Origin of the sequence: Shewanella denitrificans OS217 (assembly GCF_000013765.1) — a bacterium.
Taxonomy (GTDB): Bacteria; Pseudomonadota; Gammaproteobacteria; order Enterobacterales; family Shewanellaceae; genus Shewanella; species Shewanella denitrificans.
Genome location: NC_007954.1, coordinates 3,160,999 through 3,187,041, shown reverse-complemented (window position 1 = coordinate 3,187,041; position 26,043 = coordinate 3,160,999). Strand labels below are relative to the sequence as shown.

The 26,043-nt window shown below is 41.7% G+C and carries 25 protein-coding genes; 16 read left to right on the top strand and 9 right to left on the bottom strand.

All coding sequences use genetic code 11. From position 1 onward, the window contains the following. The first annotated feature begins 1 nt into the window (after window position 1). The 11 genes from SDEN_RS13805 to galE all read left to right on the top strand — a co-directional run bounded on the left by SDEN_RS13805 (window position 2) and on the right by galE (window position 12,517). Window positions 2–1,135 (top strand): DegT/DnrJ/EryC1/StrS family aminotransferase, encoded by a 1,134-nt coding sequence (locus SDEN_RS13805; RefSeq protein WP_011497084.1) that lies wholly within the window; start codon window positions 2–4, stop codon window positions 1,133–1,135. 151 nt (window positions 1,136–1,286) lie between these two features. After that, window positions 1,287–2,402 (top strand): hypothetical protein, encoded by a 1,116-nt coding sequence (locus tag SDEN_RS13800; protein ID WP_157599863.1) that lies wholly within the window; start codon window positions 1,287–1,289, stop codon window positions 2,400–2,402. A gap of 22 nt (window positions 2,403–2,424) precedes the next feature. Then, the gene (locus SDEN_RS19905) at window positions 2,425–3,297 is read left to right on the top strand and encodes a glycosyltransferase family 2 protein (protein ID WP_011497082.1); all 873 of its coding nucleotides are present in this window, start codon (window positions 2,425–2,427) and stop codon (window positions 3,295–3,297) included. A 56-nt stretch (window positions 3,298–3,353) separates the two neighbouring features. After that, on the top strand, window positions 3,354–4,574 hold the full coding sequence (locus tag SDEN_RS13790; protein ID WP_157599862.1) for a hypothetical protein: 1,221 nt from the start codon (window positions 3,354–3,356) through the stop codon (window positions 4,572–4,574). A 28-nt stretch (window positions 4,575–4,602) separates the two neighbouring features. Further along, window positions 4,603–5,676, top strand: a complete 1,074-nt coding sequence (locus SDEN_RS13785) for a glycosyltransferase family 4 protein (protein WP_011497080.1) — start codon at window positions 4,603–4,605, stop codon at window positions 5,674–5,676. Between the two features lie 141 nt (window positions 5,677–5,817). Beyond that, complete coding sequence (locus SDEN_RS13780; RefSeq protein ID WP_041405812.1) at window positions 5,818–6,951, top strand: glycosyltransferase; 1,134 nt, start codon at window positions 5,818–5,820, stop codon at window positions 6,949–6,951. Further along, window positions 6,944–7,546 (top strand): sugar transferase, encoded by a 603-nt coding sequence (locus tag SDEN_RS13775; RefSeq protein ID WP_011497078.1) that lies wholly within the window; start codon window positions 6,944–6,946, stop codon window positions 7,544–7,546. Before SDEN_RS13780 ends, SDEN_RS13775 begins: the two co-directional genes overlap by 8 nt. Then, on the top strand, window positions 7,536–8,177 hold the full coding sequence (locus SDEN_RS13770) for an acetyltransferase (protein ID WP_011497077.1): 642 nt from the start codon (window positions 7,536–7,538) through the stop codon (window positions 8,175–8,177). The genes SDEN_RS13775 and SDEN_RS13770 overlap by 11 nt, the downstream gene beginning before the upstream one ends. 45 nt (window positions 8,178–8,222) lie before the next feature. Beyond that, window positions 8,223–9,401 (top strand): DegT/DnrJ/EryC1/StrS family aminotransferase, encoded by a 1,179-nt coding sequence (locus SDEN_RS13765; protein WP_011497076.1) that lies wholly within the window; start codon window positions 8,223–8,225, stop codon window positions 9,399–9,401. A 174-nt stretch (window positions 9,402–9,575) separates the two neighbouring features. Next, the gene (locus tag SDEN_RS13760) at window positions 9,576–11,510 is read left to right on the top strand and encodes a polysaccharide biosynthesis protein (RefSeq protein ID WP_041406392.1); all 1,935 of its coding nucleotides are present in this window, start codon (window positions 9,576–9,578) and stop codon (window positions 11,508–11,510) included. Continuing rightward, a complete protein-coding gene (gene galE, locus SDEN_RS13755; RefSeq protein ID WP_011497074.1) occupies window positions 11,507–12,517 on the top strand; it encodes a UDP-glucose 4-epimerase GalE in 1,011 nt (336 codons plus the stop codon). Before SDEN_RS13760 ends, galE begins: the two co-directional genes overlap by 4 nt. A 159-nt stretch (window positions 12,518–12,676) precedes the next feature. Here galE and SDEN_RS13750 read toward each other — a convergent pair whose 3' ends face one another. After that, window positions 12,677–14,071 (bottom strand): RsmB/NOP family class I SAM-dependent RNA methyltransferase, encoded by a 1,395-nt coding sequence (locus SDEN_RS13750; RefSeq protein ID WP_011497073.1) that lies wholly within the window; start codon window positions 14,069–14,071, stop codon window positions 12,677–12,679. 259 nt (window positions 14,072–14,330) lie between these two features. Beyond that, the gene (locus SDEN_RS13745; protein WP_011497072.1) at window positions 14,331–15,017 is read right to left on the bottom strand and encodes a DUF2461 domain-containing protein; all 687 of its coding nucleotides are present in this window, start codon (window positions 15,015–15,017) and stop codon (window positions 14,331–14,333) included. A gap of 512 nt (window positions 15,018–15,529) precedes the next feature. Between SDEN_RS13745 and SDEN_RS13740 the strand changes: the two genes are divergently transcribed. Genes SDEN_RS13740 through SDEN_RS13730 form a run of 3 tightly spaced genes read left to right on the top strand, consistent with a single transcriptional unit; the run spans window position 15,530 to window position 17,878 of the window. Then, window positions 15,530–15,961, top strand: coding sequence for an ATP-dependent zinc protease family protein (locus tag SDEN_RS13740; RefSeq protein ID WP_011497071.1), 432 nt, complete (start codon window positions 15,530–15,532; stop codon window positions 15,959–15,961). A gap of 1 nt (window position 15,962) precedes the next feature. Continuing rightward, window positions 15,963–16,868 carry a 30S ribosomal protein S6--L-glutamate ligase gene (rimK, locus tag SDEN_RS13735; protein ID WP_011497070.1) on the top strand — a complete coding sequence of 302 codons (906 nt, stop codon included), beginning with the start codon at window positions 15,963–15,965 and terminating at the stop codon, window positions 16,866–16,868. Next, window positions 16,868–17,878: a succinylglutamate desuccinylase/aspartoacylase family protein gene (locus SDEN_RS13730; protein ID WP_011497069.1), complete on the top strand. Its 1,011-nt coding sequence runs from the start codon at window positions 16,868–16,870 to the stop codon at window positions 17,876–17,878. Before rimK ends, SDEN_RS13730 begins: the two co-directional genes overlap by 1 nt. Before the next feature lie 141 nt (window positions 17,879–18,019). On the opposite strand, the gene SDEN_RS13725 is transcribed toward SDEN_RS13730, so the two are convergent. Then, a complete protein-coding gene (locus tag SDEN_RS13725; protein WP_011497068.1) occupies window positions 18,020–20,047 on the bottom strand; it encodes a methyl-accepting chemotaxis protein in 2,028 nt (675 codons plus the stop codon). A 276-nt stretch (window positions 20,048–20,323) separates the two neighbouring features. Between SDEN_RS13725 and SDEN_RS13720 the strand changes: the two genes are divergently transcribed. Further along, on the top strand, window positions 20,324–20,995 hold the full coding sequence (locus SDEN_RS13720) for a fumarylacetoacetate hydrolase family protein (RefSeq protein WP_011497067.1): 672 nt from the start codon (window positions 20,324–20,326) through the stop codon (window positions 20,993–20,995). Here SDEN_RS13720 and SDEN_RS13715 read toward each other — a convergent pair. The 4 genes from SDEN_RS13715 to SDEN_RS13700 all read right to left on the bottom strand — a co-directional run bounded on the left by SDEN_RS13715 (window position 20,978) and on the right by SDEN_RS13700 (window position 23,125). Next, complete coding sequence (locus SDEN_RS13715; protein ID WP_011497066.1) at window positions 20,978–21,718, bottom strand: substrate-binding periplasmic protein; 741 nt, start codon at window positions 21,716–21,718, stop codon at window positions 20,978–20,980. The genes SDEN_RS13720 and SDEN_RS13715 overlap by 18 nt on opposite strands. 356 nt (window positions 21,719–22,074) lie before the next feature. Then, window positions 22,075–22,329 carry a hypothetical protein gene (locus SDEN_RS13710; protein WP_011497065.1) on the bottom strand — a complete coding sequence of 85 codons (255 nt, stop codon included), beginning with the start codon at window positions 22,327–22,329 and terminating at the stop codon, window positions 22,075–22,077. A 56-nt stretch (window positions 22,330–22,385) separates the two neighbouring features. Next, window positions 22,386–22,922, bottom strand: a complete 537-nt coding sequence (locus tag SDEN_RS13705; RefSeq protein WP_198134598.1) for an RNA polymerase sigma factor — start codon at window positions 22,920–22,922, stop codon at window positions 22,386–22,388. Next, window positions 22,922–23,125 (bottom strand): YgaP family membrane protein, encoded by a 204-nt coding sequence (locus SDEN_RS13700; RefSeq protein ID WP_041405811.1) that lies wholly within the window; start codon window positions 23,123–23,125, stop codon window positions 22,922–22,924. Before SDEN_RS13700 ends, SDEN_RS13705 begins: the two co-directional genes overlap by 1 nt. Window positions 23,126–23,538: 413 nt before the next feature. Here SDEN_RS13700 and SDEN_RS13695 point away from each other — a divergent pair, with 413 nt between their 5' ends. Beyond that, window positions 23,539–23,829, top strand: coding sequence for a hypothetical protein (locus SDEN_RS13695; protein WP_011497062.1), 291 nt, complete (start codon window positions 23,539–23,541; stop codon window positions 23,827–23,829). Window positions 23,830–24,064: 235 nt separating this feature from the next. On the opposite strand, the gene SDEN_RS13690 is transcribed toward SDEN_RS13695, so the two are convergent. Both SDEN_RS13690 and pfaD read right to left on the bottom strand, forming a co-directional pair. Beyond that, window positions 24,065–24,322 carry a hypothetical protein gene (locus tag SDEN_RS13690; protein WP_011497061.1) on the bottom strand — a complete coding sequence of 86 codons (258 nt, stop codon included), beginning with the start codon at window positions 24,320–24,322 and terminating at the stop codon, window positions 24,065–24,067. Between the two features lie 73 nt (window positions 24,323–24,395). Next, the gene (gene pfaD / locus SDEN_RS13685; protein WP_011497060.1) at window positions 24,396–26,024 is read right to left on the bottom strand and encodes an eicosapentaenoate synthase subunit PfaD; all 1,629 of its coding nucleotides are present in this window, start codon (window positions 26,022–26,024) and stop codon (window positions 24,396–24,398) included. Window positions 26,025–26,043 lie beyond the last annotated feature (19 nt).

Genomic DNA, 26,043 nt, shown 5'->3' with positions numbered 1-26,043 from the left:
TATGAATAGAATAAGATTATCAAAATCATCAATAGGGCAGGAAGAAAAGCTAGCCGTATTATCAGTTTTAGATAAAGAATTTCTTGGTATGGGCTTAGAAGTCCAATTGTTTGAGAGGGAGATCGCTAAATATATAGGCATAGACGAGTCTAATGTCATATGCGTTAATACTGGAACTGCAGCTTTACATCTTGCTCTAGCTGGTATGGATATCAGTCATGGTGACGAAGTTTTAGTGCCTTCCTTAACATACGTTGCATCATATCAAGCTATTTCAGCAACAGGGGCACAACCCGTTTCATGTGATGTGAACGAAAGTGATTGTTTCATTGACCTTATTGATTTAGAAGCAAGAATCACATCAAAAACAAAAGCAATTATGCCTGTGCATTATGGAAGTAATTCCGCTCAAATCCCCTTAATTTATGAACTTGCCAATAAATATAACTTAAGAGTTATTGAAGACGCTGCACACTCATTTACATGTACCCGAAATAGTAAGAAAATTGGTCTGGAAGGTGATGTCATTTGTTTTAGTTTTGACGGAATAAAAAATATCACTTCAGGTGAAGGCGGTGCCATTATAACTAGCGATAGCAATCTTCAGCAACGAATAAGAGATGCTAGATTGTTAGGGGTTGAAAATGACTCCGAACGACGCTATAACGGTGAACGTAGTTGGACTTTTGATGTGCAGCATCAAGGCTTTAGGTATCATATGAGCAATATTATGGCTGCCATTGGCCGTGAACAACTTAAAAAAGCCGATAATTTTGCAAAAAGAAGAAAAGATATTGCAAAAAAATACAGCGCAGAGTTGAGTGAACTAAAGAGTATTACATTACTTGATCTTGATTTTGAAGAGATTACTCCACATATATTTGTAATAAAAGTTACTGATGATACTCGTGATGAATTAAAAGCTCATCTTCTAGAAAAAGGTATTGAAACAGGAATTCACTATCAACCAAATCATTACTTAACTCTATACAAGTCAAATTATTCGCTACCAGTTACTGAGTTGTTGTCTAAACAGATCTTGACATTGCCTATGCATTTTGATTTGTCCGACTCAGAGGTCAGTTATGTTGTTGATGCTATCAAAGATTACTTTAATAAAAAGTATAATTTTTAAAAGTTGAATGTATTCTTAATTAGGTTGCAAAGTGTTTATGAATTGTAACAAAACGCTAGTTTTTTATTTTCCTTATCGTGAAGTGGGAGGCGTCTCAGTACTTTTCCTTCGTTTGGCCACTATTTTGTCAAAATCATTCAAAGTGATCCTGATGGATTTTGATAATGGGTATATGGCAAGAAATTTACCAGATAATGTTAAGTTTGTTCCATTTGATCAACCAGAATTACTGCCTGTTAATTCAGTTTTAATTTTACAAAGTATTCCTTTGTGGCGAATTCATAAGGTAAGTTCCTTTCCTCGAGATATAGACGTTTTTTTCTGGAATTTACATCCTGATAACTTATTCCCTGGGTTAGTTTCTAATCATCCATCTAAAACACTTTTTAAGTTTATTGCTCCTTTAGTCAATTCTTTCTCTTTTTTAAGGAAGAGGAAAATAAAAAATATGCTAAAAGTTTTATTGCATAAACAATCGATCGCATTTATGGATTTAGAAAATAAAAATAAAACGTATAGGTATTTTAATGTACCCTTAGATACATATCCTTTACTACCAATAATGACGGGGTATGAAAATAAAACTGTCATAAATTTTGCACCAATTGATGATATAAAATGTTTATGGCTTGGCCGGCTAGAGGGTTTTAAAGTACCTATATTATTGCATACTATCGATCGACTTGATGGGCTGTCGCGGAAAATTTCTTTAACTATTGTCGGTGATGGCGTGTCAACATCAAAAATCAAAGAACATGCATCTCTTTGTAAGCATCTTAACTGCAATTTTGTCGGAACAGTTCCTTTTGATGGGTTAGATAGTCTTATTGCATCACATCATATTGTATTTAGTATGGGAACAAGTGCTCTAGAAGGAGCGAAAAATAAAATTCCAACTTTTTGTTTAGATTATTCATATCAAGAAATACAAGGGCTGTATAAATACAAGTATTTATTCGATGTCAAAGGTTTTAATGTTGGTGAAGAAATTACAAGCGAACATCTAGAAGATGTATCTTCTCTTGATGTGGAGATTGAAAAGTTAGTAAATGATTTTTCTGCTGTATCAAAAAATTCTTATGAGTATTGGAAGCAACATCATTCTCCTAATGTAATAACGGATAAATTTCTCGCACATCTTAGAGAGTCTTCTTGTACACTGCATGAACTTATTGTTTTAGGGTATTCGGATGAAGATTTTTTTACTAAGTTAATTACTAAATTACATCATCCGATTGAAAATGAATCAGGCTTCATAAGCCGTTAAGTTAAAATTTAAAGGTGCCATTTTGTCTCCAAAAATAAGTGTAATTATTAATTGTTTTAACAGCGATAAATATCTTTTTGAATGTGTTGAGTCTGTCATCGCTCAAACTTATACCGATTTCGAAGTTGTCTTTTGGGATAATCAATCAACTGATACTAGCGCTTCGATTGTAAAATCATTTAATGATAATAGGATTAAGTATATATTTGCACCAGAGCATACTCCATTAGGACTAGCCAGAAACTTAGCAGCAGCTGAAGCCAGTGGCGAGTGGATCGCTTTTTTAGATGCTGATGATTTATGGTGTAAAGATAAATTAATGATGCAAATGGATCTGGTGAAATCTTCTTCTGCTAATCTCGGCCTTGTATATAGTAGGGTTCAACTTATTACTGAATTGGGGGCTAGTATCCCAATGGTGAATCTATATTCCAGAATTATAAGTAAAATAAAAGCACATTCTGAAAAAAACATATTCCAATTGTTATTAAATGGTAATTTCATTATATTTTCATCTTTACTTGTGAAAAAAGAATGCTTTTATTCAGTTGGAGGGATTAACCCTGACCTGGAGCAAAATGAAGATTTTGATTTGATTTTGAAAATTTCAGATTCAAATTCTGCGGCATGTACACACCAATCTTTAGCTAGTTACAGAATTCATGGTGCTAACACTTCGTTAAAAAATGGATTGAAGAATTTCGAAGAAACTGATCTTATTCTATCTTCTTTGCCTAAATCATCTGCGGTTGTCGATGCCATTCGCCATAACAAAACAAAACAGAGCCTTTTTTTATTGCTTAATAACGATTATATTAATGGTGTTAAATTGTTTATTGTGGGGGGGAGTTTTTTGATTGCTCTAAAACTAATTTATAATAGATTCAAAGGTTAGTAATGTTTTGTATTAGGTCGTTATCTTCATCTCTTTGTTTGCTATTGGTTTTTTTAGTGTTGTTCATACCGACTTCCTATGTCTCAATAAAAGCTCCCATTCTGGGGCTGTTAATTCTAATTATAACTATTGATATTGTTAGAAACGGTGCGTTACTTTCAAAGCAGACTTTGTCTTTACTTTTTTTATATTCTTTGGTTGGGTTGTTATATTCTTTTTATGGTCAACTTAATGGTAATGCTGGTGCGTTTAGGGTAATTAGCACGCAGGTGCTATGGCCTCTTTGTTATTTATTTATCAGTACACTGTCTTTGCAAGTAAACTTCTTTATTTATTTTACGAGAACCTTAATCTTTTCTTTGGTATGTATTGTTATTTACACTTTTATTTATTTAGGCCATGATGTTGGAATTGTTCCTGGGTTTCTTTATTTTGAACTCGATCAAGGTCAATCTTTCGGTTTATACGAGGGTTTTATTGAGTATAAGTTACATACAATAACATCCTTGATCTTTCTTGTTCCAATGCTGTTTCATATAACTTGGAATGATATTTCTCAAAAAAAGATCCATTTACCTAAGATTTTTTTATGTTTCTTATCACTTATCTTGGTTTTTTTGACGGGAAGAAAAGCTTTTTGGTTGATAATTTTACTTTTACCGATTATTATTGTTTTTTCAAATTTAGTGTTAAACAGCAAGCGATTACCTTATAATCCCATTGTATTATTGTTTAAATCTCCTATTCTTATTTGCTTGTTATTTTTTGTTGTCGCAACGATGACCTATATATTATTTAATAAGTTTGGTTTGAATATCAATACATTGTTTAATGAATTTGTTAATGGTTTTGATCCTGAAGCAAGTGCTGGTGCTAACTCTAATTTGCGAACAATTCAATTTCATTCATTAATGAGTGGTTGGTATGATTCAAATTTAATTTTTGGTTCAGGAAATGGTGGCCAAGTAGAGGTTGTTAGAGATGTCGACATGCCTTGGGCTTATGAGTTAACTTATATATATATGCTTTTTTCAACAGGTTTGTTTGGCGTGCTATTCTTTTTGTTTTGGTTTATATGCGGGATATTACGTTTGAGATTAGCTATGCTGAGTGATAGTTATTTATCCATATCCATACCTCCAATGTTAACCGGCGTATTTTGCATAATGATAGCTAGTGCAACTAATCCATATTTTGCAAAATTTGATTATTTGTGGATTGTATGTCTGCCACATTTATTAGTCGACGGTGCTAGGTTTGTTAGGCTGAACCGTTAAAGGTTCTATTTTTATCGAGATTTAATGTATGGAATTTAAGGTCGTTGTATTTAGTAGGTATGGCAGGTTAGGGGCGAGTAGTCGCTTACGTTTCTTTCAGTACTATAAGTATGTAAATAGTTTATTTGGCAGTGTTGTAACATATCCTTTATTTGATGATGAGTATTTGACTGATTTATACAGCCATGGCGTCAGACGAAAATCTAAAGTTATATATTCGTATGTAAAAAGACTATTCCAGATTATTACTATTCATAAGTATGACGTTGTTATAATTGAAAAGGAGTTATTTCCATATTTTCCTGCAACAATTGAAAGATTATTGAATTTTTTTAATGTAAAATATGTTGTGGATTATGATGATGCAATATTTCAAATGTATGAAGAATCATCTAATTGGATGGTTAAGTTTTTTTTGAAAGACAAAATAAACGTTGTTATGAATAATGCACATATTGTTATAACAGGTAATGATTTTTTATTTTCTAAAGCAAAATTTTACGGCGCTAAAAATGTTACAGTCATTCCTACTGTGATTGATATTGATAGATATGTTCAAGAGTCTACTCGTCAGGAAGTTCCTACAGTTTGTTGGATCGGTTCGCCAAGTACTCAAAAGTATGTGGTTGAATTAAAAGATGTTTTGATTAGAGTTTGTTTAGAGAATAAAGCTAAGCTTGTATTAGTAGGTGCCACGACTTCAGTTGGTGATTTTTTTCCAGATATTGATTTAGAAATTATTCCATGGGAAGAGTCAACGGAAGCTTTCATTATCAAACATTCAGATATTGGTATTATGCCAATTGCCTCTACTAATTGGGAACGAGGCAAATGTGGCTATAAGCTTATTCAATATATGGCTACAGGCAAACCTGTAGTAGCATCTAATTTTGGTGCTAATATTGATATTGTAAAAAATGAGTGTTGTGGATTGTTAGTCAATTCTGATGATGAATGGTATGAAGCTCTAACTCAGCTTATAAAAGATCGTCAATTAAGTCTTAAACTTGGAGCTTCAGGGCGTGAGCGTGTTGAAAATATTTATTGTATACAAGCACAGTACAAACAATTTTTAAAAGTTTTGAGATCTTCAGTTAACTGATGGTAGGTTAATGGCTGAACTATGAATTATTGGTTAACTGGTAGTTCATTTATGGTTGGCACAATGTGGAGTTGCTTTTTAGTCGTTTGATGACTTTGAACTCAATGGGTAGTTAAGCAATATAACTAAGTGTTTAAGTATATGAAAAAATTATTGATAGTCACGACTGTTCCTGAAACGTTGGCAACTATTTTACAATCACAACCAACCTTCTTAAATGAAGAGTATGAAGTATTTTTGGCTAGTTCCACTGGAATTCAACAAGTTGCTGACATTGAAAATGTAAGATGTTTTACAATTAATATGTACCGAGGGTATTCGCCTTTTAAGGATTTGTTTTCTATTTTTAAAATGTTTTATTTGCTGTTAAGAATTAAACCACACATTATACATTCTTATACCCCAAAGGCAGGTTTAGTCTGTGCCATTGCCGCTTATTTTGCACGAGTACCTCATCGAATTCATACATTTACAGGGTTGCTCTTTCCTACTGCAACAGGATTTAAACACTTAATATTAAAGTTTACAGATAAGTTGGTTATTTATTTAAATACTCACATTGTTTGTGAAGGTTATGGTGTTTGGAGGCAATTTTATCGGTTTGGTTTTTCTGAATCAAAATTTGAAGTTATTGGGAATGGAAATATAGCTGGAGTGGATTTGTGTTATTTTGATCCCGATATTGTAGATTTGTCAGTAAAATCAAATTTAATTTCTAGTTATAAGCTGGAGGGGTGCAAGGTTTTTTTATATGTGGGTCGCTTAAATGTTGACAAAGGCATTAAGGAACTTGTTAATGCATTTATAAATTTGAATGACAATTCTAAATTGTTAATTGTTGGCGCGTTAGATACAACTGCTCCTCCTGATGATGATACGCTTCTGAAAATAAAGGTGAATCCTAATATCATTGACTTTGGTTTTTTAAACGATATTCGTCCAATAATGTCAATTTCAAGTTGTCTAATACTACCAAGTTACAGGGAAGGTTTTCCGAATGTCGTTTTACAAGCTGGAGCTATGGAGTTACCTTGTATTGTAACTGATATTCCAGGCTGTAATGAGATAATTTCGCATGATGTAAATGGTTGGTTGGTTAAACCTAAATGTATTGATGCTTTAGAATCTGCGATGAATGATTTTTTAAGTTTAGATAATGCAAAACTACTTTCTGTCAAAAAAGAAGCAAGTGAAAATATAAAAACCAACTTTGAAAGAAGTTTTTATCAAAAAAAACTTTTAAATTTTTATAATAAGGTTTTAGAAAATGATTAAAAGATTTTTTGATATAGTAGTCTCATTAATGACAATTTTTTTATTGTTGCCTATTTTTTTATTTTTAATGTTGCTAGTGTCAATAAAAATTGGTAGCCCAGTTATTTTTGTACAAAAACGACCAGGTATACATGGTAAATTGTTGCATTTATACAAGTTTCGTTCAATGAGCAATGCAGTCGATGAGCATGGATCTCTTTTACCTGATGCTGAGCGTTTAACTTCTTTTGGGATGAAACTACGCTCTACCAGTTTAGATGAGATACCAAGTTTGTTTAATGTATTGAAAGGTGACATGAGCTTAGTCGGACCTCGCCCATTATTGGTAGAATATCTGCCTCTGTATTCTCAAGAACAAGCTCGCAGGCATAATGTTCGTCCTGGCATTACCGGTTGGGCACAAATCAATGGACGCAATGCGATTAGCTGGGAAGATAAGTTTAAGTTTGATGTTTGGTATGTTGATAATCAAAGTTTTTGGTTAGATATTAAAATATTGTTGTTAACGGTAAAAAAAGTCTTCGTGCGGGAAGGTATTAGTGCTGATGGTCATGTAACCATTGAACCATTTAGAGGGTCAGAACGTGGATCCTGATATCAACAGGGTTTTATATATCATTGGTGCCAGTGGGCATGGAAAAGTCATTGCCGATCTTGCGGAGTTACTCGGTTATACTGTCTATTTTTATGATGATGCTTATCCAGAGAAGCAGCAAATAGAGCACTGGACTGTTCTTGGTACCTTTGACGATTTATTGCAATTAGAGCCGGACAAGATAAATGTCGCAGTTGCTATTGGTAATAATGTTATTCGGCAAGAAAAGATACTGCTGTGCGAAAAACATCATTATCAACTTCCTAGGCTCATTCACCCTAGTGCAATCATTAGTAAATATGCACAAGTAGGTACTGGAACAGTTGTTCTTGCTGGGGCTGTAATTAATGCTTTTGCTAGGATTGGTCGTGGATGTATTATTAATACAGCGTCAGTCGTTGAACATGATTGTATCATTAATGATTTCGTGCATATTTCCCCTAATTCAGCTCTAGCAGGTTCCGTTTTCATTGGTGAGTGTTCATGGATTGGCATTGGTAGTCAAATCAATCAGTTAGTTAATGTTGATGAGCACGTGTTGATTGGTGCTGGAAGTACTGTTGTGAAAAACATTCCTGCTAATGTCGTTGCTTTTGGCTCGCCAGCTAAAGTTATTAGTCATAATCGTTAAGTTTCTTTGTTATTAAATTGAATTAATTTTAAGAATAGGAATATCATGCTAAATTCGCCTTTTTCACCTTGGCCTTCGTTCTCACAAAATGAAGCAGATGCCGTCAGTCGTGTGTTGCTTTCAAATAAAGTGAATTACTGGACAGGTTCAGAATGTCGAGATTTTGAGAAAGAGTTTGCTGTTTGGGCTGACTCTCAATACGCGATAGCGTTAAGCAATGGCACGCTAGCGTTAGATCTTGCCTTGAAAGCGCTAGATATAGGACCTGGGGATGAAGTTATTGTCACTCCACGTACTTTTTTAGCATCGGTTTCTTGTGTTGTTACGGCGGGGGCTACCCCGGTGTTTGCCGATGTTGATCTCAATAGCCAGAACATTGAAGCTGACACCATAGCTCAAGTCATCACACCCAAAACCAAGGCTGTAATTGTGGTCCATCTTGCTGGTATGCCTGCTGATATGGACCCCATTATGGCGCTTGCCAAGCAACATGACTTTTTTGTGATTGAAGACTGTGCTCAGGCCCATGGTGCTAAGTATAAAGGTAAGAGTGTCGGCTCTATTGGTCACATCGGTGCATGGTCTTTCTGCCAAGATAAGATTATGACCACAGGCGGCGAAGGTGGCATGGTGACCACAAATGATATCACCTTATGGTCAAGAATGTGGTCTTACAAAGATCATGGAAAAAGCTTTGATGCCATTTATAACAGAGAGCATCCTGCAGGTTTTCGTTGGTTGCATGAGTCTTTTGGCACTAATTGGCGGATGACAGAGTTGCAAGGTGTTATAGGCCGAATTCAACTTACCAAAATGGCTGAATGGACTAAAAAACGCCGTGAGAATTCTGCATTAATCGATGCTGCAGTTTCAGATTTGAAAATAGTCCGGACTGTTTGTGTCGCTGAAAATATTGAGCATGCTGAATATAAACATTATTTGTTTATCCAACCTGAGTTTTTAGCCGATGGTTGGTGCCGCGATCGTATCGTTGAAGCGATAAATGAGCTTGGCGTCCCAGCATTTCAAGGAAGTTGCTCTGAAGTTTACTTAGAGAAGGCGTTTGACCACACTCCATGGCGTCCAGCTGTGAGTCTACCCAATGCAAAGGTACTTGGTGAAACGAGCTTGATGTTCTTGGTACACCCAACATTAACAGCTAACGAAGTCAGTAAAATGTGCAAGGTGATTGTTGATATATTGACGCTTGCAAGTAAGTGTTAGTATTTTTTAAAGGCTGTTGTTACGTTGTTTTTGAATTAAGCTGTAGTATTGTAAAATTCCCCGCTTTTTCTTACTCGTATGCAGCAGTAATCGTTTTTAGTATATATTTTGTTATTAAATTAAGTCGTAGTATAAATTCGTATAGCAGAAGGTGTCATGATGATTGGGCTTAAAATGGATTTTTTACAAAGCATGTTTAGCTTAAAGCGTGCCCATAAGCGTGCTGTGAGCGTTACGATTGACTCTCTTTTCCTGTGTGTCGCATTCTGGGCAGCGTTATTAGTTAGAGTTGATGATGTTAATGTGTTGGTTAATTCACAATATTGGCTATTACTTATATTGGTCGTTCCCTTAAGTATCATAGGCTTTATCAAATTTGGTCTATATCGCGCAGTGCTTAGGTACATGGGGTTACAAGCACTCACGGCCATTTTATTAGGCGTAATAATCTCTACGATCGCCTTAGTGTTAATTGCTTATTATACCGATGCACAACTCCCAAGAACTGTGCCTATCATTTATGCTGCGTTTGCATTAGTTTTTGTGGGCGGCACTCGTGCTATGGTTCGCTCTCTTGTTGGCTCTGGCATGAAGCGTAATGGTGAGCCGGTAATCATTTATGGTGCAGGAGTGAGTGGTCGCCAACTGGTTATGGCATTGGTGCAAAGCCATGAGTATTATCCCTTTGCTTTTGTTGATGATGATGAAGCCGTACAAGGTTCTGTTATTCAGGGAGTACATGTTCATTCTCCTTCTATCATTAAAAAGTTAATTAAGCAGAAAGCGGCAACAAAAGTATTATTGGCAATTCCTAGCGCTTCTAGATCCAGGCGACAGGAGATATTACTTCAGTTAGAGCCATTATCGGTACAAGTACTCACTTTGCCTGCGATGGCTGATCTGGTTAGTGGTAATAAGCTCTATAGCGACATTAAAGAAGTCGAAATCGATGACTTATTAGGCCGTGATTCGGTGACTCCAAGGCAAGATCTATTAACCGCGAACATTAAAGATAAAGTCGTCATGGTAACTGGCGCTGGCGGTTCTATTGGTTCAGAACTCTGTCGTCAAATTTTAAAGCAAGCGCCTAAAAAGTTAGTTCTCTTTGAGCTGTCTGAATTTGCGCTCTATGCCATCGAATCAGAACTAACAGCTACAGCGATTGAATTAGGGTTAACAGTACGCATTTTACCTATGATGGGCTCGGTACAAAAAGAGAATCGGGTTCAGGCGGTAATGGAAGCATTTGGGGTACAAACCGTATACCACGCAGCAGCCTATAAGCATGTCCCCTTAGTTGAGCACAATGTGGTAGAAGGCGTACGTAATAATGTATTTGGTACCCTGTATACTGCAAGAGCCGCGATTAAAGCTAAGGTTGAGACATTCGTGCTTGTATCAACGGATAAAGCCGTGCGACCCACCAATGTGATGGGTACCACTAAGCGTATGGCTGAGCTGGTATTGCAGGCTTTTGCCAAAGAGAAACACAGTACGCGTTTTTGCATGGTGCGTTTTGGCAATGTACTCGGCTCATCAGGCTCTGTAGTGCCTTTATTTCGCAAACAAATTGCTAATGGCGGCCCTGTTACTGTCACGCACCCCGAAATTACCCGCTTCTTTATGACAATACCCGAAGCCTCTCAACTTGTTATCCAGGCCGGCGCTATGGGTAAAGGCGGAGATGTGTTTGTACTGGATATGGGAAAGTCGGTTAAAATTGTCGATTTAGCCACTAAAATGATCCGTTTAAGCGGCTTTGAAGTGAAGAACGAATTAAATCCTGATGGTGATGTGGCCATAGAGTTTACGGGTTTACGTCCAGGCGAAAAACTCTATGAAGAGTTGCTTATTGGTGATGATGTCACTGGCACCGAGCACGAACGTATCATGACTGCCAACGAATTGTATTTAAGCTGGGCTAATTATTCAGCTATTTTGGATAAATTGGATTTAGCCTGTCATGAGTTTGATCATGAGAGAATTCGCGCAATTCTGTTAAGCACCCCAACAGGCTTTGCCCCTACTGATGGTATTTGTGATCTGTTGTTTCAGCAGAGAGAAAAAATATCTGGTACTAAAAAGAATGTGGTGAATTTCGTATTATGAAAATCTTAGTTACAGGCGGTGCAGGTTATATAGGCTCGCACACTATTTTAGAAATGCTAGCCGTGGGTTTAGATATCATCATTGCTGATAATTTATCTAACTCGAGTCTAGAATCTATAAGGCGAGTTGAGTCAATTGCGGCTAAAAAAGTGACTTTTTGCCAAGGTGACATTTTAGATAAAACTTTTTTAAGGGATATCTTTAAGCGTCATAGCATAGATGCTGTGGTCCACTTCGCTGGCCTTAAAGCCGTGGGTGAATCTGTTGAGCAGCCTCTACGGTATTATGAAAACAATGTCACAGGTACTTTATATCTATGCCAAGTGATGGCAGAATTTGGCGTTAAAAACCTAGTTTTTAGCTCATCGGCTACGGTTTATGGTGACCCTTCGGCTCTGCCAATCACTGAGGATTTCCCTACTAGTGCGACCAATCCTTACGGACAATCAAAACTCATGGTTGAGCTCATGTTAGCTGATCTTGCTAAAGCAGACTCCAGTTGGAATATTGCTTGTTTGCGTTATTTTAATCCCGTGGGTGCTCACGAAAGCGGCCTGATTGGCGAAGATCCTAACGGTATTCCAAACAACTTATTGCCTTTTATTGCCCAGGTGGCAGTAGGTAAGCGTAGCCATGTGAATGTGTTTGGCAATGACTATGACACGCACGATGGTACTGGGGTACGTGATTATATTCATGTAGTTGATTTAGCCTTAGGCCATATCAAGGCGCTAGAGAAAATAACTAAAGGCTCAGGCTTTGTGACCTACAACCTTGGCACTGGCCAAGGCTATAGCGTGCTTGAAATGATTAATGCTTTCGAAAAGGCTTGTGGCCATAAACTTGCCTATGAAGTGGTTGCCCGCCGTGCGGGTGACATCGCTGCTTGTTATGCTGAGCCGAACAAAGCCCTAAATGAACTTGGCTGGCAAGCCACCCACTCTTTGCGCGATATGGTTAATAGCAGCTGGAAATGGCAAAGCCTGAACCCTAACGGGTATAAGTAAGAGCAGGGCGACCTGCGATCTTCTAGGTTCTAGGACGGACTTAGACCTGCGAGGACGCTACGCTGCTAGAACCTAGAACCTAGAACCTAGAAGTCACGCAGTGACGCTCTCGCAACCTCAGGCGAGCTTGCGAGTTCCTGCAGGCGCTGCGCCGCCGTGCTATCTCTTAACCATCTTAGCGACAAACATGCCGTCGCTGTTGGCATCTTGTGGCCATACGGTTAGCATCTTGGTCGTCTCGCCGTTAAATGGATGTTCAATTTCTAGCAACTCAAACTCTGAATTATTGGCTAAGAAGTCATTGACCACGGCTTGGTTCTCGGCGTCCGCCAAGGAGCAAGTGGCGTAAACTAGCTGTCCGCCGGCTTTAACGGCCTTGCTACTGCGAGTCAGAATATCCAGTTGCAATGCGGGTTTATCTTCAATGGCGCTGGCGGTATCGAGCCAGCGCATGTCGGGGTTTCTGCGCCAAGTGCCAGTGCAGCTACAAGGTGCATCCACTAATACCCCATCAAACGCATTTGCCTCTACTGGCAAGGCATCGCTGTTCCATTTTGCTATGCTAATCCCATCAAATCCTGCCCGTGCGGCGCGCTTTTTTAATTCTTCTAAGGCATTACTGCGAATATCTGATGATGTGATGCTGCCACTTTCGCCGTTACTGCTGTTGGCTTGTTGATACATTAACGATCTTAACTGTAAGGTTTTACCTCCTGCGCCACTGCAAGTATCCCACCAATGCTCATCGGCTTTTGGTTGACAAATTTGACCTATCACTTGAGAGCCTAAGTCTTGCACTTCAAGATGCCCTTGTTTGTAAAGGCTCACTTCATTGAGATTAATGCTTTGATATCCAAGGCTTAACGCGTCACTGAAATACTCACTGGCCTCTGCGGTTATCTCAGTATTGGCGAGTTCTGCGATCACTGCCGTACGGCTGTGCTTTTGCACCCTAAGCCAAAGTGGCGGTCTGCTGCTCATGGCTTCAATAAGGGGTAATTTAGCGGCTTCATCTAGCTTGCAATGTTGCCAAAACCACAAGGGTAATAAGTCGTCCACCTTGGCCTCATTAACACCCGTTAAGCTGCTAAACGCCTTAAGCTTGTGAGTGACACTGACCCCTTGGGTAAGCAATTGCTCACTTTCATGAATTAGTTGACTATCAAGCGCTGCGAACGCCTGCCAGGCGCTGCGAATATCTTGCCAGGCGTGCTGCTCTAACAGGGCTGTGCTGCTTAGTAAGCTGTACCAAATATTGGCTTCAGCTTGTATTTCTTTACTGAGAAGTTGCTGTCCCCAACCCCACCAACGAAATAAGCCGAATAATGTCTCGCGAATGATGCGCCTGTCTTTAGAACCATGCTTCTTATTTTCCCGAAAATATTGCCCTAACACCCGATCTGCAGGCTGTTTGCTGATTAATACTAGGGTGAATAATCGATGAATGGTGCCAGCATAGCTAAGAGCACGTTTTTGTGTGCCATTGAGGCTATCGAGTTCAGTATGCTTAGGGTCAAAGCTTGGCAGCATGGGGGCAAGGGCTTGTTGAGTCATGAAAAACCTGAAGATAATAGCTGGTAAAGGTGAACCTTAATAAAACGCTTAGGTTAGTCTTTAGCAGTTTAGGGCATGATAATGGCCGCTAGTTTAGCATAAGAAAAAGCAGGACGCTGCGGTTCTAGAGCGGCTGCGCTAACGGAAGACGGAATGCTGCGCTGCTAGGTGTTAGGGCGGACTTCGTCCTGCTAGGTTCTAGGACCTAGGATCTAGCAGGAGCAAGGCGACGTCCTCTGCGAACCTGTGAGCACCTTTTTTAGAAATCCAAATCTAAGGCGAAACACAAATAGTACATCAGTGCGCTGGTGTACTGGTATTGCTGGGCACAAAAATCAACCAAGTCTAATTGGCACACCTGCTCAAGGCTTATGTCTTTAATGGCGATAAAATCCTTGCGCTTAAGCTCATCAATCAAGGGGTGACTCTTATCAAAGCCTCTAGGTGGGCGGCTTAGGCTATCTCCCGACAGTTCGAACCCTGCTGCGGTTAAGTTTGCGATGGCTTTCTGGTAACCCTTGGGGTTTTCATCGATACAATGGCGAATGGCATTGAGTGCCTTGGATTCTGGATGCCAAATGCCCGCTGCGATAAAGCAGCCGTCATTGGCTAGATGTAAGTAAAGCCCAGGGGCATGGACATCTTTAGCTTGGAAATGGCGAAATTGAATGCCGACATTAAGTTTATAGGGCGTCTTGTCCTTGCTAAAACGGCTATCCCTTTGCGGGCGCATTAAGCTGCCGCCCACTTTCTTTGCCACTGCGGTGAGCCTAGGTGATAAATCGACTACCGAGCCACTCATGGCTTCAATAAAATGCAGAGCCGGCGTGCGGACTTGCAACTCATATTCCGCTTGATTCGCCTTAAACCATTCACGGTTATTATTGTGCTCAAGCTTGGTCAGGAAATCAAAACTTGCTGGGGTAAAATAGCTTGGGGTTTGCATCGGGGGCCCTTAAGGAATGCTGACATCATAGATCAAACTAAAATAGCAATTCAGGGTAAAACAATCAAAGACCTAGACAGAAAATATTAATGGTTTAATGTCACTGTTGTGTTTGAGTGTTTTTTAATCTTTTTGATTTTTAGTGAGATAATTTTAGTACTTTCCTTATGATTAAGTTTGATAAAAACCACCTTTGAGATTAGCTGTTTTTTAATCGTAAATAGCTGAATTAATACTATTTCAATAGCATTTGTCACTTGTCAATTTGTAGTAAATGCTGCTTTGTGCTACTTTAATAACTCAATGCCTTGTTTTCTTATGATTAGCTCAAGGTTATCTTTTCGTTGCTATGGCCTGTTCTATGCCATACTGACAGTTTACTGAGCCAGCTGTAATCAAAGCTATGGGTATGTGTGTCGTCAACATATTTGCATAGCAAAACAGGCTCGTTTAATGACATGTTTATTCGAGCACACTTCTTGATGAGTGGCCGATGATAAAAAGGATAGACCATGACTGAAGATACCCTAGGTTTAGTGGGTTGGCGCGAGTGGGGCACATTTCCTGAAATTGGTAATGAAAAAGTCAAAATGAAGGTAGATACTGGGGCGCGCACTTCGTGCTTGCATGCCTTTAAGATTAAGCCCTTTCAAAAGAACAATGAAAAATGGATCCGTGTTTGGTTTCACCCAGAGCAAGAGTCAGATAGGGAGGTCGTCTGTGAGTTTCCTATTTTCGATCGCCGAGATGTCAGTGATTCAGGCGGACACAGAACCAAGCGTTACGTTATAAAAACGCCAATCATTATGGGCGGCAAGAAATTTGATATTGAATTAACTTTGACTAACCGAGATAACATGAAATTTCGCATGTTACTGGGGCGACGTGCATTAGAAGGGCGCTTCTTGGTTAATTCTGCTAAATCCTATCTAACTGGAGAATAAAATGCATATCGCTATTATGTCACGGAACAAAAATTTGTATTCGACACGTAGGCTCAAGGAAGCGGCTATTGCTCGTGGCCATGATGTCAAAGTGGTTGACCATATCAGCTGCTACATGAACATCAATATGACCTCTCCAAGCATTCATATGAAAGGCGTCGAGTTGCCAAAATTTGATGCGGTTATTCCACGTATTGGGGCTTCGGTGACCTTCTACGGTACTGCGGTTCTGCGCCAGTTTGAAATGATGGGGGTGCACCCGCTTAACGAGTCTGTGGCTATCACGCGTTCACGTGATAAATTGCGTTCATTGCAGTTGTTATCGCGTAAAAGCATAGGCTTACCCGTAACAGGTTTTGCGAACAAGCCTTCTGATGTGCCTGATTTATTAGACATGGTTGGCGGCGCGCCTTGCGTAATCAAACTACTTGAAGGCACCCAAGGTATTGGTGTGGTGCTGGCCGAAACTCGCAAAGCGGCAGAATCTGTGATTGAAGCCTTTATGGGCCTTAAGGCCAACATCATGGTGCAAGAATACATCAAAGAAGCGGGCGGCGCAGATATTCGCTGTTTCGTCATTGGCGATAAAGTGATTGCCGCCATGAAGCGTCAAGCTTTGCCTGGTGAATTCCGCTCTAACCTGCATCGCGGTGGCAGCGCTACGATTGTTAAATTGACTCCAGAAGAGCGCTCAACCGCCCTTCGTGCAGCCAAGACCATGGGCTTAAATGTTGCTGGTGTTGATATTTTACGCTCCAAACACGGCCCACTAGTGATGGAAGTTAACTCATCCCCAGGCCTTGAAGGCATCGAAAAAGCCACAGGGATTGACGTGGCCGATAAGATTATTCAGTTTATAGAAAAAAATGTAAAAGCGACCAGCACTAAGACCAAGGGAGTCGGTTAATGGTTAAAAAGCGTGAAGCATTTGAATTTGGTGATTGCAGCGTAAAAGCGGGCAGCCAAGAAAGTGTTAAGTTACCTGCAGCGAAATTGTATAACGATACGCCGATGGAATTACACGTAGAAGTGTTCCATGGCAGCAAACCAGGCCCAGTGCTATTGGTGTGTGCGGCCATTCACGGCGATGAGCTTAACGGCATAGAAATATGCCGACGCTTATTGAGCCGTATTAATGCTAAAACCTTAGCGGGTACCTTACTTGTGGTGCCTGTGGTGAATGTGTTTGGCTTTATTCATCAGTCGCGTTATTTGCCGGATAGGCGCGATCTTAATCGCTGCTTTCCTGGCAGCCCCAAAGGGGCCTTAGCCAGCCGTTTAGCGAATCTTTTTTCAAGCCAGTTAGTGACCCGTGCAACGCATATTATTGATTTGCACACTGGGGCTATTCACAGAGAAAACTTGCCGCAAATTCGCTGTGATACCGACAGTCCTGTCATGCTGGATATGGCCAATGCCTTTGGCGCGCCTGTGATTATGTCATCGAAAGCCCGCGAGGGTTCCATGCGCGGCTATGCTAACGAGCTTAATGTGCCTTGTATTCTGTATGAGGCGGGTGAAGCGCTGCGATTTAGCGATCTCTCCATTAAGTCAGGCTTAACCGGGGTGATGAACGTGATGCGCAGCCTTGGCATGATCAAGGGCAAAGTACGTGCCAAAACTAGCGTTAACGCCAGTCGCAGCTATTGGGTGCGCAGCGAGTCTGATGGACTCATCAATGTGAAGTTAAAACTCGGTGAGCGTGTCAGCAAGGGCAATATTTTGGCTCATGTGGTCAACCCCCATGGCGGCGAATCAGTGGCGCTGATTGCACCAACGGATGGGATCATCATAGGCATTAGCAACATACCTGTGACCAATGAAGGTGAAGCCTTGTTTCATATCGCCCAATTTGCCGGTGATGAAATCGAAGTCGCCAACGATAACTTGGATGATTTCTTAGCGGAATATGCTTAAAAAACAGAGCGCCTGCGGCTGCTAGGGCGACCTTCGGTCTGCTAGGGCGCTTCGCTGTTAGAACCTAGAAGGAGCGAAGCGACGCTCTCGGCGAACCTGTGAGCTCCTAGGATCTAGAAGGAGCAACGCGATTCTCTGCCGCTACAGCTTAAATCGTTCAACCGAAGTGGTGAGTGAGTGGGCGAGGTTATTCAACTCGGCACTTTCTTTGGCCATGGCACTGGACTCGGATGCATTTCGTTCGGCCGCATCCGACGTTTCTATCATGGTATCTTCAATTTGCTGACTAAATTTCACTTGCTCATTAGCCGCTTGGTTGATGCTTTGACTCATTAAGTTAATCTGAGTCAAGGCGTTCTCTATTTGTTCAATGGAGCCATGCAGCGTCTTACTCTGCTCGACACAATCACTGGCCTGGGATTGACCTTGTCCTATGGCCGTTACTGCATTTTTAGTTTCTTGTTGCAGTGCATTAATCATGGTTTGAATTTCGGCCGTGGATGATTGAGTGCGTGACGCCAAGGATCTGACCTCATCCGCTACTACGGCAAAACCTCGGCCATTTTCGCCCGCTCTTGCCGCTTCAATGGCTGCATTTAACGCCAATAAATTGGTTTGTTCGGCGATGGCGCTGATGGTCACCAAAATACTGCCAATATTATTGCTGTGTTGACTCAAACGGGTGACGACTTGTACTGAATCGCCTAAGTTATTGGAGAGGTTTTCAATGATCCTTTGGTTGTCGTCGGCGACACCTTTGACTTGTAAGCCAAGCTTTGACGCCAACAAAATTTGATTGGCCGATTCTTCGGCTTGGGTGTGCACAGTATTTGAGCTGTGATGTATTTGTTCGGCAAGGGCGCGAGCCTGTTTCACCCGCTTAATTTGGCCATTAGCCGATGCTGCTATCTTCTCTCCCTGTTTTTGCGATGAGATGGCCGAGGTGTCTAACTTGTGGGCATCGCGGCTAATGCCTTCTAATAAATGCGCTAATGAGTCACTGAGTTTATTCATGTTATCCATCAAGACACCAAACTCATCTTCATTGCGTTTAGTCAGGCGTTTAGATAAATCGCCGCTGGCGATGAGTGCGAGGGCTTTGTTTATGGCGTTAAGAGGGCCTAGCATGGCTTTGGAGGTGAAAAAATAAATAAAACTGGCCATGAGTATAAACACTAAGGTCATTAGCATGGCTAAGGTCTGAGCGCCGTTAATTTCATCGTCGGCCACTCGCTGTAAATTTTCGAAGCGTTTATCAGCAAGGGCGACTAATTGATTTAATGCGGCGAAATTACTCTTGAATACTTGGTCGGCTTGAGTGTGGGAAACTTCGGCAGCAAGCTGGTTTTTGATCACTTGCTCTTGAGCTAAATAAAGCTCCCCAGGTGTCTCGAGCAACTTAAGAATCAACACTAGCTCAGTGTCAAATTGGGCTAAGGTATCGTCGGCGGGCAAACCATAGGCTTGCTGCTTGAGATAATCAAAATTACTTCGGATATTGCTCAGTAAAAAGCCCACGTCTTGTTTATGGGTTTGCAGTGCATCCATTTGCTTTATGCGGCCAAGATCCATCAATGAATTGCCTAAGGTGTACAACATATCATCGACCCGCGTTCCCGTCGCGATAACATCATTTAACAGGGCTGCTTGATCGCCAGCATCAATGATCTCTAAATCTATCATGGCATTACTGGCATTTGTTCTGGCTTGCTTGAAATTACTGTCTAAGGTTTTAAAGGCTTCGATAGCGGCATCAATGGCAAGCTTTTCAGTAAACATATTATTTGTGTACTGTGAGTAGGCTAAAAAATGCTCTTGGGCTTTGGCTAATGCGGTTTGCATCTGAGTTTGATCTGACACTTTTTGTGCAAGTTCAGTCTGGATCTGTTGATATTGGGAATGTATTGTCTGGTACTCGGCAAGACTTGCCTCTATGTTAACTCGTTTGGATTGGGCAAAGGCTTGGCTATTGAGCTTGGCCATTTTAAGTAATGCCAGTTGTAACTGGTTACTTTGCTGTTGAACAGGCACTGCCAGTGTTTCAATATTATAATTGGCTGTTTGGATTTTGGTTAAGGATGAATAGAAAAAGCTTGTCCCAGCAAGCAATAACAGTCCTATTGATGCAAACCCTATGGCAATTTTCTGTTTGATTGTTATCTTAAGCATGTTTAATGGCCATTATTGTTATTATTGCTCCAGTTTGTCTTTGCTTATCAGTGACAAACTCAGTGAGATAGATGTTGAATTATCTGGGGCTTTGTTGGTTTCATGTTACTTTTGTTTGCCCGTTGAATGCAAACGCTTGTTTGATAAATGTGCATCTCCTTTGCTGTTCAAGCATATTGATTGTAGTAGAATAAACGCCATATTTTGCTGAATACTTATGGGTTTAATGTATTTAGCGATGCGGTCTACCGCGAAATTTGATAAGAGGAACACACAGTGGCATTACGAGAAATCACTCTGCGAGGCACTCATGGCAATAATGAGAAGCTGGCGCCATCTAAATTGATCTGTATTGGCCGTAATTATGTGGATCACATTCATGAGCTAGGTAACGAATTGCCCGACGATATGGTGGTGTTTCTTAAGCCCAACTCTGCTATCAGCCATCATCTCATCGCATTTTCACAGGAGGCTATCCATTATGAAGCCGAGCTGTGTTTCTTAGTTAAAGACGGCACGTTTGCGGCAGTGGGTTTAGGGTTAGATTTGACCAAGCGTGAATTGCAAGGCAAGTTAAAGTCAAAAGGATTGCCTTGGGAGAGAGCGAAAGCCTTCGATGGCTCGGCGGTGTTCAGTGAGTTTGTCTGCCTAGATGCGCAGCAATCCTTGATGACTTTACCATGGAGTTTCGAGTTCGAACTCGAGGGCCAGCTATTACAGCGGGGCGATAGCGCCTTGATGCTGTATTCGCCGCAACAAATCTTACAGTCGATCAGTGAATTTATGACATTGGAAGATGGCGATATTGTGATGACAGGCACACCTAAAGGAGTCGGTGTTTTACAAGCTGGTGGGCTGTATCAGGCTCGTCTGTGGCAAGGCCCACTGGATGGTGAAAAAATAAACTCACAAACGCCTACCTTAAGCGTCTCATGGCAGGCTAGCTAACACTTGCTCTTCGGCTTGCCTCAGTAGACTGGCTAATTCTCCACTTTGTTTCATGGCCTGAATAGTTGTATCGAGTCCTTGGAGTAAACTTGGGTTTTCTTCAATAACTGCAGGGTGAATGTAGTGGTACAGTTCAAGATTTGCCAGTGCAGGCCTAAGGGGAACAATATGAGTCAATCCAAGCTTTTTAATCATGTATAAGCCGTCCGTGGTATTGGTCAGCGCCAAACTGGTGCGCTTCTGGCCAAGGGCGGTAAACATATCCTGAGTGTCATTAAAGTCGTACACGTGAGTCAGGCCCTGGGTAATGTTATTGGTGTGCTTAACCCCAAGCACTTTTAATACGTTATATTTGCCAAGGTCGGCTTTGGAGTTGAGTGTTATTTGGCTGTCTTTATGAGCGAAGGCCATGGTTTCAAGATGATAATAAGAGGTAGGCACTCTGACCATGTTAGGATTTTCAATGCCATAGGTAAAAATCCTCATGATTTCCCCATCTTTACGGCCCATGATGGCCTCCATCTGTGCCCGTTTGCCGGGCATTGAGATGATGCTGATGCTGTGCCCCAGTTTTTGGTAGATTTGAGGTAGAACAATTTCACCGACTTTTTGTTCAAACAAGCCTTCGATAGAAGCATACTGAAACTCGTCTGCACTGCTAAGCTGTGGGGAAAAAAGTAAAAAGCATAGTAAAAAGCATACTAATAGACGACTAAACTGCATTCGTTAGGCCTTGTAGTGTTGTCAATCGGTCAGAAGTGTTATGTTTTAAGCTTATCATAGTTCACTAAAATAACATTTTATAGCTCAAACTGGCTTCACCTTTTAAATGAACTCAAGATCATAGTGAAGATGTCCTGTGAGCGCCGTTTATTCCACAAATCTCAAGTCCATCATAGATATTTTTTCTTAAGCTTTTAACCTGGCTCCACAAGGCTCAAGTGTCTCCATGAGACCAGTGCTTACATTAATGTACATTAATATGCGGCAGTCAAAGATGACTAACATCAACTCAGCACTTGAGCCTAACTCCTAAAATCAAAAATCAAAAATCAAAAATCTAGGACCTAGGTTCTTCCCTAAGGTAAAAGTGTTGACGTTTTAAAACGGTTTTTTAACTGCGTCCACTTCAGATACAAGGTTTCAAACAGACCTATAGTCCAGCACACGGGGCAACCTTTGAATGCGATAATCATCAGCACTCCAAGACCTAGGGATGCCCATGGCTGCTCGGCAGCTATGTCTATCGCCAACCACAATAGGGCAAGTCCTAAGATCCCGCGCACTAAGTGCTCGGTGAGGCTGCTACTGGCAAACAAGCTTTTATCTAACATAGTCTTTCACCTTTAAATTTCACGTTTAAATCAAGTGCTCACTAAGCCGTATACTCTTAAATCAGGTACTCACGGATCAACAGCCGCGCTCGATGAAGCTGAGCTTTAACACTCTCTCTGGAGCGATTCAACTCATCGGCAATCTCTTCTATCGTCATGCCATTGATATCCCTCAGTAACACCAGATGGCGATAATGTTCGGGTAAAGATTGAATGGCGCGGATGAGATCCAATCTGAGTTCATTTTCCGGCCTATGGGACAGCTGTAAATCATCGGCAAAGCCATCAATATCTTCGGCGCCCTTGAGTAAATGGGCTTTTTGCGCCACGCGAAAACATTCACGTTTTACCACAGTAAATAACCAAGCTGGCAAGGATGCCAGCATCTTAACCGTGCCAATGCGTTTCGATAGTAGCCACAGTGTTTCCTGCACCGCGTCATCGACATTCGCGGCGGCGCAAGAAAGCTTAGCGTAGCGGCGAATATCGGGCTGGGTGGCGATCACCAAATTATTGATGGCAACTTCATCACCGGCGCGGGCAAGCTCAAACATGTGCGCATCGTATCTAGTGGTATTGGCAGGCTGGGTCATTAATTCTTTTTCCTCGGTACAGCGAACGCACACATAGGGCAAAAACCGATAAAGCCTGTGATGGCAGTGAAAATGCCCACGGCGGTGATCAAGTAACCCAAAGCTAGGCCACTTAAGCCTATGGCGCCACAGGAAATCATAGCTGCTCCGGCAATCACTCGGGCAAAGCGTTTCCATCTGGGTAAATTTTTAACATAAAACATGGTTTATCCTCTTTTGTAATCGAGATGAACAAGGTGCGAAATGCTCTTTGTGCTCACTCACAATAGATAAGAGGCCGCAGTTATTGATTTCGGTTCGCGGCGAATGAAAAAAAACCGAAATAAATTCTCTATTACGAGTTTGCTGCAACAGGTCGTACTTGTTTGAGGCAAAAATAGGAGTAATCTCGATTGATAACAGTTTGTTTACAAAGCCAATGAAGCAAACTAATAAAACAAGTCGTCGAACCATGGCTGTTGCCCGAATGAGTTCATGTCTGTGGGATTAAATCCATTGCAATGGTGTAAATCAACGGATGCGGAAATTGATTGGAGCCAATTCGACTTAGCGCAAACTGCCAATTACAGGTAGTAAGCGTCTTATAAGCGTGGTGACAAATCATTTTGGAGTGAGCATGAGCGATAATACGTTAAGTAACAATATGAACAGTGTGAGAAAGATAGAAGTCCCTAGCCGCAATATGGATATCCATCCTGGCGCTGAGGGCGATATTGCCAGCATGAATACCTGGCTCAAACAGCAAGAAGGTTATGTGGAAGGCTTGCGCTTCACCATAGCCGAGAAGCTTAAAGGCCACAATGTGCAGTTTTATTACGATTACCCAGAGAGTTTTTCTGCAAAACAAGCCCAAAGAGCCAGAGAACTGGTCGACATGGTCAAGACAGATTTTTTACATATGCAGTAATTTACATATGCAGTAATAGGTCACACTTTGAATTAGGTTGGTCTTAGGGTGACCTTAGGTTTTCGAGGTCGCTTCGCTGCTAGAGTCTAGAGGCGATAACTGTACGCTACGCTTACGGGAAAAACAGGATAACGGACAACTGAACGCTACGCTTACGAAAAACAGAACACTTGTTTACCGAAAACCGTATTCTGTAGCCCGCAGGGCGTTCGGTAGGCGCAACGCGCCGTTCGTTTCATTTAAGCTTATTCACCGCTTCCATATCCAGCTCTATATCCGTACAGCCTTTGGCGCAGAATATGCCTGCCGGAGGCGTGTCTGCTGAGTGCTTGTTAGCCTGGCTAGGTAAGCGCAAGGTCAGTGGTTTTTGACATTCAGGGCACTGACTCGGTGTGCCTTTTAACACTCGCTTGATCAAGTTTTTCTGCGCAATAAAGGATTTTTCCGTGGTGTCGTTAATGGCGGAGAAATCTAACTTTTGAGTGTCGCTCATCGAATGTTCTCGTCTGTTGGCAATGGCCCTGAAAATAAAAGAGCCCACAATGTGGGCTCTTGGTTGACGCAGTTTAACTCACCTTGTCCTGTGGTTTCCAGCGTTGTAAATTCACTGGAATGCTCACCCCTTGGGAGTGGAGTAAATTAATCCTCGCTTGGTAGGCGGCGCCATGCATCATGTGCTTGGCTAAATCCACCGCTCGGCGTTCGCGATAATCATCTAAATAGCTGTCCTTCGCCCAAGCATTAAAGGCGCCAAGGGACGGGCCTGCCCAGATTTGATAATCCATTTCACGGCCAACTTCGCCCGTGTTAGACCAGCGGCTCGATAGCCCTAAGTACCAGCGGAAAATCAGTGCCATCTTGCGCTTAGGGTTATCCTTGGCGCGCTCTATCTGCTTAGGGTCTCGCTCGTTAAAGTGGGCCACAGTGCCGGCCCAAATCTCATCAAGAGACGATCTAAACACTTGAGTCTCAAGCTTTTCACGCTCATCCGCTGGAATGGCTTCTATTGAATCGTAGCGGGTATAAATTTCATATAACTTGTTGGCGCGCATGGGGAATAGGGTGCCGCGCTTAACGACCTGTAGTTTAACCCCCATCTCAAACATGTCTGCCGCCGGCGCCATGGTCACATCGGCCATTTCTGTGGTAGCAAGCAGTTTGCGGGTGTGCTCACTGGCGCCTGCTTCGATACAGGCCTGATTGATTGAGCCGGTAACGATAAAGGCCGCGCCCATGTTAAAGGTGGCAAGGGCTGCATCGGGTGTGCCGACACCGCCGCCACAACCCACACGAATAGGGGTTTTGTATTGATATTGAGCCTGCACCTTGTCCTTTAGTGCCAAAATCGTCGGAAGCAAGGTCACCAAGGGGCGATTATCTGTGTGGCCGCCTGAGTCCGCTTCGGCGGTAATGTCATCGGCCATGGGCACGAGTTGCGCAAGCTCCATTTGCAGAGGGGTGATAAGTCCCTCATTAAGGAGCTGCTGCAGGATTTTCACCGGCGCTGGCTCCATAAACTTAATCGCCACTTCGGTGCGGCTAATTTTAGCTATCACCTTATTATCGATTTGAATGTCGCCATGGGCATCGCGACTTAAACCGGCGGCGCGGTAATAAACGATTTGCGGCGTCAAGCCTAAAAAGGCTGAGGCCTCAACGGTGCGCACCTTATGCTTTAAAAATAGTTCCACACTGCCGCGCTCTAAAGCTGGCTCGCTAGGGCTATGAATGAGGTTAAACATATAGGGGCCGTTTGGCAGCGCCTCTTGAATACGCTTAATGGCCGCTTCTACTCGGGTTGGAATTAATCCTGCTGCGCCAAATGAGCATAAAATACCCGCCTGACCTAGGGCGATAACCAGTTCTTCTGAGGCAATACCATTAGCCATAGCACCGGCATAGTAGGCGTATTTAACCCCGTGCACCCGGCGAAAATTACTGTCACCTAGGCTTTGAGTGCCAAGGGCAGGGGCAAAGGCGCTGACCGGTAAGGCGCCGTTATTACGATCATTTTCTGTGACCACATCCGCCTGCTGGGCAGCGCCAAGACCCAACTCTGGGTCATTAACCAGATAACAGGCCTGAGTTAAATCTTTGAGTTTTTTGCCAAGTTCAGCTTCATCAAAACTGAGCTCATTGCGACTCACTTGCCAAGGCCAAGGAGAAAGCTTTTCGTTATGCACTTGTGTTGTCATTATTGTTATTCCTTTGTAA

Bases quoted from the DNA above. Each gene is read 5' to 3' on its own strand.
- SDEN_RS13805 (WP_011497084.1), top strand. From the start codon at position 2: ATGAATAGAATAAGATTATCAAAATCATCAATAGGGCAGGAAGAAAAG.
- SDEN_RS13800 (WP_157599863.1), top strand. From the start codon at position 1,287: ATGGATTTTGATAATGGGTATATGGCAAGAAATTTACCAGATAATGTT.
- SDEN_RS13785 (WP_011497080.1), top strand. From the start codon at position 4,603: ATGGAATTTAAGGTCGTTGTATTTAGTAGGTATGGCAGGTTAGGGGCG.
- SDEN_RS13780 (WP_041405812.1), top strand. From the start codon at position 5,818: ATGAAAAAATTATTGATAGTCACGACTGTTCCTGAAACGTTGGCAACT.
- SDEN_RS13775 (WP_011497078.1), top strand. From the start codon at position 6,944: ATGATTAAAAGATTTTTTGATATAGTAGTCTCATTAATGACAATTTTT.
- SDEN_RS13765 (WP_011497076.1), top strand. From the start codon at position 8,223: ATGCTAAATTCGCCTTTTTCACCTTGGCCTTCGTTCTCACAAAATGAA.
- SDEN_RS13760 (WP_041406392.1), top strand. From the start codon at position 9,576: ATGGATTTTTTACAAAGCATGTTTAGCTTAAAGCGTGCCCATAAGCGT.
- galE (WP_011497074.1), top strand. From the start codon at position 11,507: ATGAAAATCTTAGTTACAGGCGGTGCAGGTTATATAGGCTCGCACACT.
- SDEN_RS13750 (WP_011497073.1), bottom strand. From the start codon at position 14,071: ATGACTCAACAAGCCCTTGCCCCCATGCTGCCAAGCTTTGACCCTAAG.
- SDEN_RS13745 (WP_011497072.1), bottom strand. From the start codon at position 15,017: ATGCAAACCCCAAGCTATTTTACCCCAGCAAGTTTTGATTTCCTGACC.
- SDEN_RS13740 (WP_011497071.1), top strand. From the start codon at position 15,530: ATGACTGAAGATACCCTAGGTTTAGTGGGTTGGCGCGAGTGGGGCACA.
- rimK (WP_011497070.1), top strand. From the start codon at position 15,963: ATGCATATCGCTATTATGTCACGGAACAAAAATTTGTATTCGACACGT.
- SDEN_RS13730 (WP_011497069.1), top strand. From the start codon at position 16,868: ATGGTTAAAAAGCGTGAAGCATTTGAATTTGGTGATTGCAGCGTAAAA.
- SDEN_RS13725 (WP_011497068.1), bottom strand. From the start codon at position 20,047: ATGCTTAAGATAACAATCAAACAGAAAATTGCCATAGGGTTTGCATCA.
- SDEN_RS13715 (WP_011497066.1), bottom strand. From the start codon at position 21,718: ATGCAGTTTAGTCGTCTATTAGTATGCTTTTTACTATGCTTTTTACTT.
- SDEN_RS13710 (WP_011497065.1), bottom strand. From the start codon at position 22,329: ATGTTAGATAAAAGCTTGTTTGCCAGTAGCAGCCTCACCGAGCACTTA.
- SDEN_RS13705 (WP_198134598.1), bottom strand. From the start codon at position 22,922: ATGACCCAGCCTGCCAATACCACTAGATACGATGCGCACATGTTTGAG.
- SDEN_RS13700 (WP_041405811.1), bottom strand. From the start codon at position 23,125: ATGTTTTATGTTAAAAATTTACCCAGATGGAAACGCTTTGCCCGAGTG.
- SDEN_RS13695 (WP_011497062.1), top strand. From the start codon at position 23,539: ATGAGCGATAATACGTTAAGTAACAATATGAACAGTGTGAGAAAGATA.
- SDEN_RS13690 (WP_011497061.1), bottom strand. From the start codon at position 24,322: ATGAGCGACACTCAAAAGTTAGATTTCTCCGCCATTAACGACACCACG.
- pfaD (WP_011497060.1), bottom strand. From the start codon at position 26,024: ATGACAACACAAGTGCATAACGAAAAGCTTTCTCCTTGGCCTTGGCAA.